We start from the raw sequence: 14,801 nt of genomic DNA, 5'->3' as shown, positions 1-14,801 counted from the left end.
GAGCGATGACCATGAAAGCATTTGTTATTGCCTCCCTCGCCTTGATCAGCAGCTGCTCGGTCAGTGCGGCCGAAACCGACCTGGTCAAACAGGGCGAATACCTGGCGCGCGCCGGTGACTGCGTGGCCTGCCACACCGCCAAGGGCGGCAAGCCGTTCGCCGGTGGCCTGCCGATGGAAACCCCGATCGGCACCATCTACTCCACCAACATCACCCCGGATAAAACCGGCCTGGGCGACTACAGCTTCGAAGACTTCGACCAGGCCGTGCGCCATGGCGTCGCCAAGAACGGCAGTACCCTTTACCCGGCGATGCCCTATCCGTCTTATGCGCGGGTCAGCGAAAGCGACATGCAGGCGCTGTACGCGTACTTCATGAAGGGCGTGGAACCGGTGGCGCAAGCTAACAAGGACAGCGACATTCCCTGGCCGTTGAGCATGCGTTGGCCGTTGGCCGGTTGGCGCTGGATGTTCGCGCCCAAAGTCGAGGAGTATCAGGCCCAAGCGGGCGCGGACTCGGTGATCAGCCGTGGCGCGTATCTGGTGGAAGGACTTGGCCACTGTGGTGCCTGCCATACGCCACGGGCGCTGACCATGCAGGAAAAATCCCTGAGTGCGTCGGACGGCAGCGCTTTCCTTTCCGGCAGCGCACCGCTGGAAGGCTGGATTGCCAAGAGCCTGCGGGGCGATCACAAGGACGGCCTGGGCGGTTGGAGCGAGGAACAGCTGGTGCAATTCCTCAAGACCGGCCGCAGTGATCGCAGCGCAGTGTTTGGCGGCATGAGCGACGTAGTGGTCCACAGCATGCAGTACATGTCGGAAGATGACCTGACGGCTATCGCCCGCTATCTCAAGAGCCTGCCGGCGGTGGATCCCAAGGATCAGCCGCACCAGTACGACAAGCAGGTCGCCGATGCGCTGTGGAAAGGCGATGACAGCAAGCCGGGGGCATCGGTGTATATCGACAACTGCGCGGCGTGCCACCGCACCGATGGCCATGGCTACACCCGGGTATTCCCGGCGTTGGCGGGCAACCCGGTGTTGCAGACGGCGGATGCCACCTCGTTGATCAACATTGTGTTGAACGGCGGTACGCTGCCGGCGACCCACACCGCCCCTTCGACCTTCACCATGCCGGCGTTTGCCTGGCGTTTGTCGGATCAGGAAGTGGCGGATGTCGTCAGTTTCGTGCGAGGCAGTTGGGGTAACAAAGGCGAGCCGGTGAAAGCCAGTGACGTCGCGAACCTGCGCAAGAATGATATGCAGACGACCTCCGGCGATGACCTTGGCCAGGTGACCTCCAAGCACTGATTGGAGGTTGACCGCCAAACGGCACTGGTCAGAAACCGTGCGCCCCTATACTGTATAAAAAAACAGTATAGGGGCGCGTTCATGTCCACTCCTCTGCCGCCTCGCGGGCGCGGCACGGCCACCAACCTGCATAACCGTTTTGCGCCCACTGTCAGTGTGGCGGAAGACGACGGCTGGTATCAGGAAGTGCCACAGACCCAGGGCACCGAAGTCCGTATCGAAACCGCGAAAACCATCATCACCCGCAACAGCTCGCCGGATATCCCGTTTGATCGGGCGATCAACCCGTATCGTGGCTGCGAGCATGGCTGTATCTACTGCTATGCGCGGCCCAGCCACGCGTATTGGGACCTGTCGCCGGGGCTGGATTTCGAAACCAAGCTGATCGCCAAGACCAACGCCGCTGACGTGCTGGAGCAGCAATTGTCGAAACCGGGCTACACCTGCGCGCCGATCAACCTGGGCTCCAACACCGACCCGTACCAGCCTATCGAACGCGAGTACAAGATCACCCGGCAGACCCTCGAAGTGCTGCTGCGCTATCGCCACCCGGTGACGATTATTACCAAGGGTTCGCTGATCCTGCGGGACCTCGACCTGCTGACCGAGCTGGCGCAGCAGCGGCTGGTGGCGGTGATGATCAGCCTCACCAGCCTGGACGACGAACTCAAGCGCATCCTGGAACCGCGCACGGCTGCGCCCAAGGCGCGGCTGCGGGCGATTCGGGTGATGCGTGAGGCGGGGATCCCGGTGGGCGTGTTGTGTTCACCGATGATTCCGATGATCAACGACAGTGAGCTGGAAAGTTTGCTGACCGAAGCGCATGCCGCTGGCGCTCAAAGTGCGGCGTACATGATGCTGCGCCTGCCCTTGGAGGTGGCGCCGTTGTTTGAGGAATGGCTGGCGGCCCATTACCCGCAGCGCGCGGCCCATGTGATGAGCCTGGTGCGGCAGGTGCGCGGTGGTGAGGTCTATGACAGTCGCTTCGGTGTACGCATGCGCGGCGAAGGGCCGTTTGCCGATCTGTTGGCGCAGCGTTTCGCCAAGGCGATCAAACGGCTGGGGCTGAATCGCCGGGAAGGGTTTAATCTGGATTGCACGGCGTTTTGCCCACCGGGCAGGCAGATGGCATTGTTGTAAACTGCTGTGTAAGGCGCGCGACCGTGTAGGAATAGTCGCGTTTTGATATCACTGAAAGCCCCGATCTAGAGCGGTTCATTCAGTTTGAGTTAAGTTTCGGCGGGTACCTTGTTTATCGAGTGACTAATGAGTCGGCGCTTCGGTTTGGGCGCCAGCCGCACTGGAAAACTCCCCTGCTCCAATCAAGAGGATGAATCATGAGTGACAAGGATAAACAGCCGTTGGCTGCGTCGGCTTCAGCCCCTCACGAGGCGGAGTCCGCCGATGCAGCGCTGCAGCACATCGTTGAAGGCTTTTTGCATTTCCATAACGAGATCTTTCCGCAGCAGGAAGAACTCTTCAAAAAACTCGCTACGGCCCAAAGCCCACGAGCGATGTTCATTACCTGCGCCGACTCGCGCATCGTTCCCGAGCTGATCACCCACAGCTCCCCGGGGGATTTGTTCGTGACCCGTAACGTCGGCAACGTCGTGCCGCCTTATGGGCAGATGAACGGCGGTGTTTCCACGGCCATCGAGTACGCGGTACTGGCCCTTGGCGTGCAGCACATCATCATTTGCGGCCACTCCGACTGTGGCGCCATGCGCGCAGTGCTCAACCCCCAGAGCCTGGAAAAAATGCCCACGGTAAAGGCCTGGCTGCGCCACGCCGAGGTCGCCAAGACCATGGTCCAGGACAACTGTGACTGCGCCAACGAACACGAAAGCATGCATGTGCTGACCGAAGAAAACGTGATCGCCCAGTTGCAGCACCTGCGCACGCACCCGTCGGTAGCCTCGCGCATGGCCAATGGGCATCTGTTTATCCATGGCTGGGTCTACGACATCGAGACCAGCGAGATCAGGGCCTACGATGCGGATCAGGCGGCGTTCCTGCCGTTGAACGGTACCCAGCCGATCCCATCCGCGACGCCTAAAGCGCGCTTCTAAAACAATCCCCTGTCGGGTAACGCGATGGCTGCCATTCGAGCAGCCAGGCGTTGCCACGCCCGGCAAATGCCTCGGGAGAGTCATCATGCGTGCTGCTCAATTAAAAGCTGTGCTGCCACGGGAGCTGCTGGCCTCCGTGGTTGTGTTTCTGGTTGCCCTGCCGCTGTGCATGGGGATCGCCATCGCGTCAGGGATGCCACCTGCCAAAGGCCTGATTACCGGGATTATCGGTGGGCTTGTGGTGGGTTGGTTGGCGGGATCGCCGCTGCAAGTCAGCGGCCCGGCTGCCGGCTTGGCGGTGCTGGTGTTCGAACTGGTGCGCCAGCATGGCATGGCCATGCTCGGGCCGATCCTGTTGCTGGCGGGTTTCCTGCAGTTGGTGGCCGGGCGTTTGCGCCTGGGCTGCTGGTTCCGTGTTACGGCGCCTGCGGTGGTCTACGGGATGCTGGCGGGTATCGGGGTGCTGATTGTCCTGTCGCAGGTCCATGTGATGCTCGACGGTGTGCCAAAACCCTCCGGGCTGGATAACCTTGCCGGCTTTCCCGCCGCGTTGATTCAGGCGATTCCTACACTGGGCGGCGGGCTTGGCTGGCAGGCGGGCCTGCTAGGGCTGTCGACGATTCTGGTGATGTGGCTGTGGGATAAGTTCCGTCCGCAAAAGCTGCGTTTCGTCCCCGGCGCCTTGCTCGGCGTAGGATTGGCGACAGTCACCAGCTTGGTGCTGGCGTTGCAGGTCAAGCGTGTGGAGGTGCCGGAAAACCTGGCGGACGCCATCGACTGGCTACGCCCCAGCGACCTGCTGAACCTGGCAGATCCTAACCTGTTGATCGCCGCGTTCGCCGTGGCCTTTATCGCCAGTGCGGAAACGTTGCTTTCGGCAGCGGCGGTTGACCGCATGCACAGTGGCCAGCGTTCCGATTTCGACAAGGAATTGTCGGCGCAAGGCGTGGGCAACATGTTGTGCGGTCTGGTCGGTGCCCTGCCGATGACCGGTGTGATCGTGCGCAGTTCGGCCAACGTCCAGGCCGGTGCCACCACGCGTTTGTCGGCGATGTTCCACGGCTTGTGGCTGCTGGCGTTCGTGCTGTTGCTGTCCAGTGTGCTGCAAAGCATTCCGGTGGCGAGCCTGGCGGGTGTGCTGGTGTACACCGGGATCAAGCTGGTGGACATGAAGGCATTTCGTGGCTTGGCGCGTTACGGGCGGATGCCGATGTTTACCTACGCAGCGACAGCCCTGGCGATCATCTTCACCGACTTGTTGACGGGTGTGCTGGTGGGCTTTGGGCTGACGCTGGTCAAGCTGGCGTTCAAGGCTTCACGTCTGAAAATCAGCCTGGTGGACCTGCCGCAGGATGGCGAGATGGAGTTGCGATTGACGGGGGCTGGGACCTTTCTCAAGGTGCCGGCATTGACTCAGGTGTTGTCGACGGTACCCGCCGGGACCACCTTGCATGTGCCACTCAATAACCTGAGTTACATCGACCACTCCTGCCTTGAATTGCTGGAAGAGTGGGGGCGGGCCAATGCGGCCAAAGGCTCGAAACTGATGATCGAGGCGCGGGGGTTGAAGCGCAGGTTGGAAGGACGGGTAAGAACGACGACCGGAATAGGCTCGGCGCCGTCTGTTGGCTGACGAAACCGGATCAAAATGTGGGAGCGGGCTTGCTCGCGAAGGCGGAGTGTCAGTCACTGAATGTGTTTCTGATACACCGCTTTCGCGAGCAAGCCCGCTCCCACATTGGATCTTTGCAAGCCGGCAAATCTAAGCTGGCTGGTCCAGCTCAAGGCCCACACCCAACTGCCGCGACAGGCACGGCCAGCGCTTCCACGCCGCTTCCGTGTCCGGGCTCTTGAGCTTGTCGCGGTACGTCTCGACCGACTCTAACGCAAAGCTCTCTTCGTTAAGCATCTCATCCACGGCGTGGTGCACGGCTTCATCCAGCTGGTTGGCAAAGGTCTCGCCGATCAATTGGTGGGCAATCACGTTCGCCACCGTGGTATCCAGCGGAATCAACGGCTGGCCGAAGTGCTTGATATACAGATCGTTGACCTCTTCCACCAAGCGATGAGCCAGATAAGCCTCGTCCAGCAAACCGTCCAAACCTTCATGCCCGGCCAGGATCGCTGGCGGTTGCAGGAAGAAATGCTCGGCGATTTTCAGCACCGGTTTGATCTGGCTCTCAATACCGGCTTCTCGGGCGACATCATTGGCTGCGTCCAGCAGATCCGGGACCTGGTCGATGTAGGCACTGACAAAACGCGTCATCACGCCTTTGGCGTCGACGTCAGGCAGGGAAATCGCCGGGTGCAGGTGTGGTAACTGGACTTCCAGCTGCTGAGCAAGCTGGCCGGTGCTGGATTCGTGTTGATGGGCACGGGAAATCTGCTCGCGCAATGCGGCGGTGTTCATGAAAGCTCCAGTGATGCAGGCGTAGGAAATAGGGAGAGGATAAGGTAGCTCGTTTATACGAGCGCCTAAGACGCATTTGTCATAATTATTTCACGGTTATGCGCTGGCGTTATATCAAATCGCCATCGTTCGTCGGATAACGGGCGCCATCGGTCCTGTTGTGTGGTCTGTTTCCTCATTTTCGTTCATTTGCCCGATCACATTGCGGGGTGGCGGTCGCTGTCTATACTCGGTTTTGTACGCAATTAGCTGATGACGCCCGACTGCATGAGCAGGCAAGGCTTGGCGGTTGTAAGCAGTATGGAAGCCGCTCCCTTGGCCGCAGGTGCAAACCGGCGGGATAACAAGAATGATAAGGGGAACCCGCAATGACGCGACATCCACATGTTTGGATGGGCCTACTGTTGTGGTCAGTATTCAGCCAGGCGCAAGCCGCCTGGACCACGAATATGGCGCCAGGGGCCACTGAAGTCAGTCACGCCGTGTTTGACCTGCACATGACCATTTTCTGGATATGTGTGGCGATTGGCATTGTCGTGTTTGGCGCGATGTTCTGGTCGATGATCGTTCACCGGCGCTCCACGGGCCAGGTGGCAGCCAAATTTCACGAGAGTACGACGGTAGAAATTCTCTGGACCGTGGTGCCCTTGCTGATCCTGGTGGCGATGGCCATTCCGGCCACCAAGACGCTGATCAACATCTACGACAGCACTGAATCGGATATCGATATCCAGGTCACGGGCTACCAGTGGAAGTGGCATTACAAATACCTGGGTCAGGACGTCGAATTCTTCAGCAACCTGGCTACGCCCGCCGAGCAGATCCATAACCAGGCCGTCAAAGGCGAGCATTACCTGCTGGAAGTCGACCAGCCGCTGGTGCTGCCGGTGGGTGCCAAGGTGCGTTTTCTGGTGACCGCCGCCGACGTGATCCACTCCTGGTGGGTGCCTGCGTTTGCGGTGAAGCGTGATGCGATTCCAGGCTTCGTCAACGAGGCCTGGACCCGGGTCGAGAAGCCCGGCATCTACCGTGGCCAGTGCGCCGAGCTGTGTGGCAAGGACCATGGCTTCATGCCGATCGTGGTGGAGGTCAAGTCCAAGGCCGACTACGACACTTGGCTTGGCGAGCGGAAGGCCGAAGCCGCCAAGCTCAAGGAGCTGACCTCCAAGGAATGGACCCTGGATGAGCTGGTGGCCCGTGGTGACAAGATTTACCACACCACTTGCGTGGCCTGTCACCAGGCTGAAGGCCAGGGCCTGCCGCCGATGTTCCCGGCGCTCAAGGGCTCGCCGATTGCCACCGGGCCCAAGGAAGACCACCTGCACCGCGTTTACTTCGGCAAGCCCGGCACCGCCATGGCGGCGTTCGGCAAGCAGCTGTCGGAAGTCGATATCGCAGCGGTCGTGACCTATGAACGTAACGCCTGGGGCAACAACAAAGGCGACATGGTCACGCCTAAAGACGTGCTGGCTCTGAAACAGGCGGAAAGCAAATGACTTCCTTCATTGCGTATTCCCTGAACCGTCCCGCCCACTCGTTCGCAGGAGAAAAGCCATGAGCGCTGTGATCGATGACCACGGTCATGCCGGTGACCACGCTCACGGCCCCGCCAAGGGCCTGATGCGCTGGGTCCTGACCACCAACCACAAAGACATCGGGACCATGTACCTGTGGTTCAGCTTCGCCATGTTCCTGCTCGGTGGCTCGTTCGCCATGGTGATCCGTGCCGAGCTGTTCCAGCCCGGCTTGCAGATCGTCGAGCCGGCGTTCTTCAACCAGATGACCACCATGCACGGCTTGGTGATGGTGTTCGGTGCGGTGATGCCGGCGTTTGTCGGCCTGGCCAACTGGATGATCCCGTTGATGATCGGTGCGCCCGACATGGCCTTGCCGCGCATGAACAACTTCAGTTTCTGGCTGTTGCCGGCGGCGTTCCTGATGCTGGTGTCCACCCTGTTCATGCCCGGCGGCGGGCCGAACTTCGGCTGGACCTTCTACGCCCCGCTCTCCACCACCTACGCACCGGAAAGCGTGACCTTCTTCATCTTCGCCATCCACCTGATGGGCATCAGTTCGATCATGGGCGCGATCAACGTCATCGCCACCATCCTCAACCTGCGTGCCCCTGGCATGACCCTGATGAAAATGCCGTTGTTCGTCTGGACCTGGCTGATCACCGCGTTCCTGTTGATCGCGGTGATGCCGGTGTTGGCGGGTTGCGTGACCATGATGCTGATGGATATCCACTTCGGCACCAGCTTCTTCAGTGCCGCCGGTGGCGGTGACCCGGTGTTGTTCCAGCATGTGTTCTGGTTCTTCGGCCACCCCGAGGTGTACATCATGATCCTGCCGGCCTTCGGCGCCGTCAGCTCGATCATCCCGACCTTTTCGCGCAAGCCGCTGTTCGGTTACACCTCGATGGTGTACGCCACGGCGAGCATCGCGTTCCTGTCGTTCATCGTGTGGGCGCACCACATGTTCGTGGTGGGCATCCCGCTGGTGGGCGAGCTGTTCTTCATGTACGCCACGCTGCTGATCGCGGTACCTACGGGGGTGAAGGTGTTCAACTGGGTGAGCACCATGTGGCAAGGCTCGCTGACCTTCGAGACGCCGATGCTGTTCGCCGTGGCCTTCGTGATTCTGTTCACCATCGGCGGTTTCTCCGGGCTGATGCTGGCCATCGCCCCGGCGGATTTCCAGTACCACGACACCTACTTCGTGGTGGCGCACTTCCATTACGTACTGGTGCCTGGGGCGATCTTCGGGATCTTCGCCTCGGCCTACTACTGGCTGCCGAAATGGACCGGCCACATGTACGACGAAACCCTGGGCAAGCTGCACTTCTGGCTGTCGTTCGTGGGGATGAACATGGCGTTCTTCCCGATGCACTTCGTAGGGCTTGCCGGCATGCCGCGTCGGGTGCCGGACTACAACCTGCAGTTCGCCGACTTCAACATGGTCTCTTCCATCGGTGCCTTCACCTTTGGCGCGACGCAGATCTTCTTCCTGTTCATCGTCATCAAGTGCATCCGTGGCGGCCCGCCTGCGCCGGCCAAGCCGTGGGATGGCGCCGAAGGGCTGGAGTGGAGCATTCCTTCGCCCGCGCCGTACCACACCTTCACCACGCCACCGGAGGTCAAATGAACACCTCCCTATCCTGTGGGAGCTGGCTTGGCTGCGATGGCATCACTTCGGTGTACCTGAAAGACCGAGTTGCCAGCATCGCAGGCAAGCCAGCGCCCACAGAAAGGCCATTCGCAGAACATTCATTCGCAGGTGGCCGCCATGCTTGAGTCCGTGCCTATCAAGCGCCTGGTCACGCGCCTGCTGATCCTGGTGGTGGCGATGTTCGCCTTCGGGTTTGCCCTGGTGCCGATCTACGACGTGATGTGCAAGGCGTTCGGCATCAATGGCAAGACCGCCGGGCAGTACGAAGGCGAGCAGGTGGTGGACCCGACGCGGCAGGTGCGGGTGCAGTTCCTGTCCACCAATGCCATCGATATGGTCTGGGAATTCCACTCCAAGGCCGACGAGGTGGTGGTCAATCCCGGCGCAGTCACCGAGATGCTGTTCGTGGCCTACAACCCCACCGACAAGCCGATGACCGCCCAGGCGGTGCCGAGCATTTCGCCGGCCGAGGCGGCGATGTACTTCCACAAGACCGAGTGTTTTTGCTTCACCCAGCAAGTGCTACAGCCAGGTCAGCGCATAGAGATGCCGGTGCGCTTCATTGTCGACCGCGACATGCCCAAGGATGTGAAGCATTTGACCCTGGCGTACACGCTGTTCGATATCACCGCGCGCCAACCGCCCGTGGCTGTCCATACCGGCGGCTAGGCGTTGCTTGCGGGCTCGATTAGGAGAACGAATACATGTCGACTCATGATACGTACTACGTACCAGCGCAAAGCAAATGGCCAATAATTGCTACGTTGGGGATGCTGATCACGGTGTTCGGATTGGCGACCTGGTTCAACGATTTGAAGGCCGCACGCCCGGAATCCCACGGCCCGCTGATCTTTTTCGTCGGTGGCTTGCTGCTGGCCTACATGATGTTTGGCTGGTTCGGCGCGGTGATCAAGGAAAGTCGCGCCGGTTTGTACAGTTCGCAGATGGACCGCTCCTTTCGCTGGGGCATGACCTGGTTCATCTTTTCCGAAGTGATGTTCTTCATCGCGTTTTTCGGTGCGCTGTTTTATGTGCGGCACATGTCGGCGCCGTGGCTGGCGGGCGAAGGCCACAAGGGCATCGCGCACATGCTGTGGCCGAACTTCGAATTTGCCTGGCCGCTGCTGAACAATCCTGACCCGAAAATGTTTCCGGCGCCCAAGGGCACCATCAGCCCGTGGGGCTTGCCGCTGATCAACACGATCTTGCTGGTCAGCTCCAGCGTGACCATCACTATCGCCCACCATGCCTTGCGCAAAGGCCATCGCGGCGCACTGAAGATCTGGCTGGCGATCACCGTGTTGCTGGGTTGGGCGTTTCTCGGGTTCCAGGCCGAGGAATACATCCATGCCTATAAGGAGTTGGGCCTGACCCTGGGTTCCGGCGTGTACGGCGCGACCTTCTTCATGCTCACCGGCTTCCACGGTGCCCACGTGACCATCGGCACGATCATTTTGTTTGTGATGCTGATGCGCATCCTGAAGGGGCATTTCAACAACGAACACCAGTTCGGGTTCGAGGCGGCCAGTTGGTATTGGCACTTTGTGGACGTGGTGTGGATCGGGCTGTTTTTCTTCGTTTACGTGCTTTGAGGTGTTTCACCAGGGCGCATGAGATACCAGTTGGCCGCTGAAGAAACCCCAGGTGATCAACCCCAGGGTGATCACGGCCAGCACCACACGCACGGTCAAGGCAGTGACGAGGCGGTTGGAGTTGCCCTCGTCCTTGACCAGGAAGAACAAGCCACTGAACAGGCTCACGACGGTAGCAATCAGCATCAGGGCAATGGCTGCTTTGAGCATGGTGGGCTCCGGGGCTCTTTTTTGGAGGGGGCGAGCAATGAGATTCAGTATAGCCAGCGCAGCACCGACCTCTGCGGCAATGCCATGAAACCCTTTCGCCCCGGTATTGCGCCGACGCTGGTGGTGCTCGTGCTGCTGCCGTTGCTGGTATTTCTCGGATTCTGGCAACTGTCCCGCGGCCAGGAAAAACAGGCGCTGCTGGAAACCTACGCCGAGCGCCGCGCTGCCGAGCCCATGAGCAGTACGCAATTACAGGCCATCGAAGATCCGGCGTTCCGCCGCGTGCATTTGCGCGGGCAATTCGATGCCGAGCACAGCGTGCTACTGGATAACCGCTTTCGTGACGGCAAGGTCGGTGTGGAAGTGCTGCAACCGTTCCACGATCAGGCCAGCGGTCAGTGGCTGCTGCTCAATCGCGGCTGGTTGCCCTGGCCAGACCGTCGCACACCACCGGCTTTCACCACCCCCGAACAACTGCTGAATCTTGACGCCTGGGTCTATGTGGCTCCGGGCGAGACCTTCCAGCTGCACGCCGATCCGGCGGGCGCACAGTGGCCGCGATTGCTGACTGCACTGCATCCCGAAGCGTTGTGGGCCGAGTTGGGCCGTAGCGGATTCGCCTATGAAATGCGAGCCGAAGCCGGCCCCGGCACTTACGAAACCAACTGGCCTGTGGTCGCCATGGGCCCTGAAAAGCACCTGGGCTATGCCGTGCAATGGTTCGCCATGGCGCTGGCGCTGTTCGGCCTTTACCTCTACCTCGGATGGCACAACACAAAGGAGAAGCGCCATGGGAGCGGCCATGAATCCACTCAACATGTCTGACGCGCCAGCAGCGCCCAACCGGCGCAAGGGTCGCTGGCAACTGATCCTGATTTTGCTGATGGTGATCGGCCCGATGGTGCTCGCCACCTTCATGTACAAGTTGCAGTTCTGGGTGCCGGACAGCCGCAGCTACCACGGTGAGATGATCGGCAATGGCCAGACCCGTGCCGACATTGGTGTGCAGGCCGACGAAGACCGCTGGCAACTGCTGGTCACTGCGCCCACCGCCTGCACTGCCGATTGCCAGCAGCTGGTGTACCTCGCACGCCAACTTCAGATCGGACTGGGCCGCGATGCCTCTCGCGCCAGCCATGCCCTGGCCAGCGCGCAGCCCGTCAGCACCGCCTATGACGCCAAGCTCAAGGCCGAATACCCCCAACTGCAGCGCTACTCCCTCGACCTGTCGACTTTCAATAAAGACGCTGCCGCCCGAGGCACTGGCGATGCCCAGCTGTGGATCGTCGACCCCCACGGCAACCTGGTGTTGCGTTACGACGCCCAGGTCAAGGGCAAGGACTTGCTCAACGACCTGCGCCTGCTGCTGAAACTGTCGAACATCGGATAAGGACACCGTCATGGCCAAACCTGGATTTCGCCTCGCGCTGTTTGCCACCCTGCTGGCCCTGATCGTGGTGCTGCTGGGCGCCTACACCCGGCTGACCCACGCGGGCCTTGGTTGCCCGGATTGGCCGGGGTGTTATGGCTTTATCAGCGTGCCAAAAAGCGAAGCCCAGCTGGCCCATGCCGAACTGCATTACCCGGATACGCCGGTGGAGGCGGACAAGGGATGGAACGAGATGACCCACCGTTATTTTGCCGGCACCCTCGGGCTGCTGATTGTGCTGTTGGCAGCGCGCGCCTGGACCCATCGGCATCACCCGGGGCAGCCGTTGAAGTTGCCGTTGTTCCTGTTGGCTGTAGTGTTTGCCCAGGCGGCGTTTGGCATGTGGACGGTGACGCTGAAGCTCTGGCCGCAGGTGGTCACCGGGCATTTATTGGGCGGGTTTGCGACGTTGAGCCTGCTGTTCCTGCTGACACTGCGACTGTCCGGCGTATTGCCGGCGCTGATCGTGCCCAGGCGTTTGCAGTATTGGGCGACGGCTGGCCTGGTGCTGGTGATCGGCCAGATTGCCCTGGGTGGATGGGTCAGCTCCAACTACGCGGCCGTGGCCTGTATCGACCTGCCGACCTGTCACGGGCAGTGGTGGCCGGCGGCGGATTTCGCCAATGGCTTTCACCTGACCCAGCATATCGGCCCCAATTACCTCGGTGGGCAACTGGACAGTGATGCACGCACGGCGATTCACCTGACCCATCGGATTGGTGCGCTGCTGGTCACCATCGTACTGCTGGGCCTGGCCTGGCAACTCAAGGTGGTCGGTATGACTCGCTTGGCCGGCCTGTTGCTGATCGCCCTGGCGGCGCAAATTTGCCTGGGCTTGAGCAACGTGTATTTCCACCTGCCGCTGCCGGTTGCGGTTGCGCATAACGCCGGCGGCGCGGCGTTGCTGCTGACGCTGGTGCTGGTCAATTACCACGCTCGCACCAGTCTGGTTCGGGTGCGGCACCAGTTGCCGTTCGGCTGGCGCTTCAGCCCGCGTAAACATGTGTCGGGCCTCATAACCCTAAAAGGAGAGATGCCATGGCGACCTTGATCGGCGAGCGTCATAGCCAGGCGATCTGGCGTGACTATCTTGAGCTGACCAAGCCAAAAGTGGTGGTGCTGATGCTCATCACCTCGCTGGTGGGCATGTTCCTCGCCACCCGCGCCGGGGTGCCTTGGCCGGTGCTGATCTTCGGCAACCTGGGGATCGCGCTGTGTGCCGGTGGCGCGGCGGCGGTGAACCATGTGGTGGATCGGCGCATCGATGCGCTGATGGCGCGCACCCATAAACGTCCGCTGGCGGAAGGGCGCGTATCACCTGTGGCGGCGCTTGTTTTCGCGCTGGTGCTGGCGGTGGCCGGGCTGGCGTTGTTGCTGGCGTTTACCAATCCACTGGCCGCCTGGCTGACCCTGGCCTCGCTGTTGGGCTACGCGGTGATCTACACCGGTTTCCTCAAACGTGCGACGCCGCAGAACATCGTCATCGGCGGCCTGGCCGGCGCCGCGCCGCCTTTGCTGGGTTGGGTTGCCGTCACTGGCCACGTCAGCGCCGAGCCGCTGCTGCTGGTGCTGATCATCTTCGCCTGGACCCCGCCGCACTTCTGGGCCCTGGCGATTCACCGCAAGGAGGAATACGCCAAGGCCGACATCCCGATGCTGCCGGTGACGCACGGCGAGCACTACACCAAGGTGCATATCCTGCTCTACACCTTCGCCCTGCTGGCGGTCAGCCTGATGCCGTATGTCATCCACATGAGCGGCATGCTGTACCTGGTGTGCGCACTGGTTCTGGGCGGGCGCTTTCTGCAATGGGCCTGGGTGCTGTACCGTGGCAGTCGGCCGCACGCGGCGATCAACACCTTCAAGTACTCTATCTGGTACCTGTTCGCGCTGTTTATCGCCCTGCTCGTAGACCACTACCTATTGTTGAACCTATGACTCGAACTCAAAAAACTGTCTTCATTCTGGTGGCCATTGTCGCGTTGATCATGGGCCTGACCGTCAACAAAGTCCTGAGCGGCAAAGGCCAGGGCGACCCGACTGCCTTGATCGATGCGGGCATCATCCTGCTGCCGCAAAGCCGCCAGTTGCCGCCGGTGACCATGACCAACCAGGACGGCCAGCCGGTGGTGGTCAACGAGCTGAAAGGCAAGTGGAGCGTGTTGTTCTTCGGCTACACCTTCTGCCCGGATATCTGCCCCACCACCCTCGCCCAACTGCGCCAGATCAAGAGCGAGCTGCCTAAAGACGTGGTGGATAAGTTGCAGGTGATCCTGGTCAGCGTTGACCCGAACCGCGATACGCCGGCGCAGCTCAAGCAGTACCTCGGCTACTTCGATCCACAGTTTGAAGGTCTGACCGGTGCGAATGTGGAGGATGTGCAGAAAGTCTCGAACGCGGTGAGCATTCCGTTTATTCCGGCGGACACCAGCAAGCCCAACTACACCGTCGACCACAGCGGCAACCTCGCGCTGATCGGGCCGGACGGCACCCAGCGCGGGTTTATCCGGGCGCCGTTGAACAACCAGAAGCTGGTGGCGCAGTTCCCGGAGTTATTGCAGCGTAAATAAGCCTGCCGACCATTTCCTGAGCGACACAAATCAAATGTGGGAG

At 60.8% G+C, this 14,801-nt stretch carries 15 protein-coding genes; 13 read left to right on the top strand and 2 right to left on the bottom strand.

What is annotated here, in order from left to right:
- Positions 1–11: 11 nt before the first annotated feature.
- The 4 genes from JFU58_RS11065 to JFU58_RS11050 all read left to right on the top strand — a co-directional run bounded on the left by JFU58_RS11065 (position 12) and on the right by JFU58_RS11050 (position 5,012).
- Positions 12–1,310, top strand: a complete 1,299-nt coding sequence (locus tag JFU58_RS11065; protein WP_201140667.1) for a cytochrome c — start codon at positions 12–14, stop codon at positions 1,308–1,310.
- An 81-nt stretch (positions 1,311–1,391) separates the two neighbouring features.
- Positions 1,392–2,450, top strand: coding sequence for a PA0069 family radical SAM protein (locus tag JFU58_RS11060; protein WP_063033715.1), 1,059 nt, complete (start codon positions 1,392–1,394; stop codon positions 2,448–2,450).
- Between the two features lie 197 nt (positions 2,451–2,647).
- Positions 2,648–3,379 (top strand): carbonic anhydrase, encoded by a 732-nt coding sequence (locus JFU58_RS11055; protein ID WP_003214859.1) that lies wholly within the window; start codon positions 2,648–2,650, stop codon positions 3,377–3,379.
- Between the two features lie 85 nt (positions 3,380–3,464).
- Positions 3,465–5,012 carry a SulP family inorganic anion transporter gene (locus tag JFU58_RS11050; RefSeq protein ID WP_017477956.1) on the top strand — a complete coding sequence of 516 codons (1,548 nt, stop codon included), beginning with the start codon at positions 3,465–3,467 and terminating at the stop codon, positions 5,010–5,012.
- Positions 5,013–5,141: 129 nt separating this feature from the next.
- Here the strand turns inward: JFU58_RS11050 and JFU58_RS11045 are convergent, their stop codons facing one another.
- Positions 5,142–5,789 (bottom strand): hypothetical protein, encoded by a 648-nt coding sequence (locus JFU58_RS11045; protein WP_063033714.1) that lies wholly within the window; start codon positions 5,787–5,789, stop codon positions 5,142–5,144.
- Positions 5,790–6,157: 368 nt separating this feature from the next.
- On the opposite strand from JFU58_RS11045, the gene coxB reads away from it, so the two are divergent.
- The 4 genes from coxB to JFU58_RS11025 all read left to right on the top strand — a co-directional run bounded on the left by coxB (position 6,158) and on the right by JFU58_RS11025 (position 10,549).
- Positions 6,158–7,285 carry a cytochrome c oxidase subunit II gene (gene coxB, locus JFU58_RS11040; RefSeq protein ID WP_063033713.1) on the top strand — a complete coding sequence of 376 codons (1,128 nt, stop codon included), beginning with the start codon at positions 6,158–6,160 and terminating at the stop codon, positions 7,283–7,285.
- Between the two features lie 58 nt (positions 7,286–7,343).
- Entirely contained in the window at positions 7,344–8,933 is a 1,590-nt protein-coding gene (gene ctaD / locus JFU58_RS11035) for a cytochrome c oxidase subunit I (protein WP_088426070.1), read from the top strand.
- Between the two features lie 141 nt (positions 8,934–9,074).
- Positions 9,075–9,626 carry a cytochrome c oxidase assembly protein gene (locus JFU58_RS11030; protein ID WP_008439615.1) on the top strand — a complete coding sequence of 184 codons (552 nt, stop codon included), beginning with the start codon at positions 9,075–9,077 and terminating at the stop codon, positions 9,624–9,626.
- 35 nt (positions 9,627–9,661) lie between these two features.
- On the top strand, positions 9,662–10,549 hold the full coding sequence (locus JFU58_RS11025) for a cytochrome c oxidase subunit 3 (RefSeq protein ID WP_003214849.1): 888 nt from the start codon (positions 9,662–9,664) through the stop codon (positions 10,547–10,549).
- Between the two features lie 6 nt (positions 10,550–10,555).
- On the opposite strand, the gene JFU58_RS11020 is transcribed toward JFU58_RS11025, so the two are convergent.
- Positions 10,556–10,759: a twin transmembrane helix small protein gene (locus JFU58_RS11020; RefSeq protein ID WP_010168612.1), complete on the bottom strand. Its 204-nt coding sequence runs from the start codon at positions 10,757–10,759 to the stop codon at positions 10,556–10,558.
- Positions 10,760–10,843: 84 nt separating this feature from the next.
- On the opposite strand from JFU58_RS11020, the gene JFU58_RS11015 reads away from it, so the two are divergent.
- The 5 genes from JFU58_RS11015 to JFU58_RS10995 are packed head-to-tail and all read left to right on the top strand — an operon-like array spanning position 10,844 to position 14,758.
- A complete protein-coding gene (locus tag JFU58_RS11015; RefSeq protein ID WP_201140665.1) occupies positions 10,844–11,584 on the top strand; it encodes an SURF1 family protein in 741 nt (246 codons plus the stop codon).
- The gene (locus JFU58_RS11010) at positions 11,550–12,149 is read left to right on the top strand and encodes a hypothetical protein (RefSeq protein WP_063033711.1); all 600 of its coding nucleotides are present in this window, start codon (positions 11,550–11,552) and stop codon (positions 12,147–12,149) included. Before JFU58_RS11015 ends, JFU58_RS11010 begins: the two co-directional genes overlap by 35 nt.
- Positions 12,150–12,159: 10 nt before the next feature.
- Positions 12,160–13,239: a COX15/CtaA family protein gene (locus JFU58_RS11005; RefSeq protein ID WP_063033710.1), complete on the top strand. Its 1,080-nt coding sequence runs from the start codon at positions 12,160–12,162 to the stop codon at positions 13,237–13,239.
- The gene (cyoE, locus tag JFU58_RS11000; protein ID WP_201140663.1) at positions 13,227–14,126 is read left to right on the top strand and encodes a heme o synthase; all 900 of its coding nucleotides are present in this window, start codon (positions 13,227–13,229) and stop codon (positions 14,124–14,126) included. The genes JFU58_RS11005 and cyoE overlap by 13 nt, the downstream gene beginning before the upstream one ends.
- Positions 14,123–14,758 carry an SCO family protein gene (locus tag JFU58_RS10995; protein WP_201140661.1) on the top strand — a complete coding sequence of 212 codons (636 nt, stop codon included), beginning with the start codon at positions 14,123–14,125 and terminating at the stop codon, positions 14,756–14,758. Before cyoE ends, JFU58_RS10995 begins: the two co-directional genes overlap by 4 nt.
- Positions 14,759–14,801 lie beyond the last annotated feature (43 nt).

It is taken from the genome of Pseudomonas sp. TH34 (assembly GCF_016650865.1).
GTDB classification, from domain to species: Bacteria; Pseudomonadota; Gammaproteobacteria; order Pseudomonadales; family Pseudomonadaceae; genus Aquipseudomonas; species Aquipseudomonas yamanorum.
Note: the sequence above shows the minus strand (reverse complement) of the source record. Positions and strands in the feature narration are given on the sequence as shown.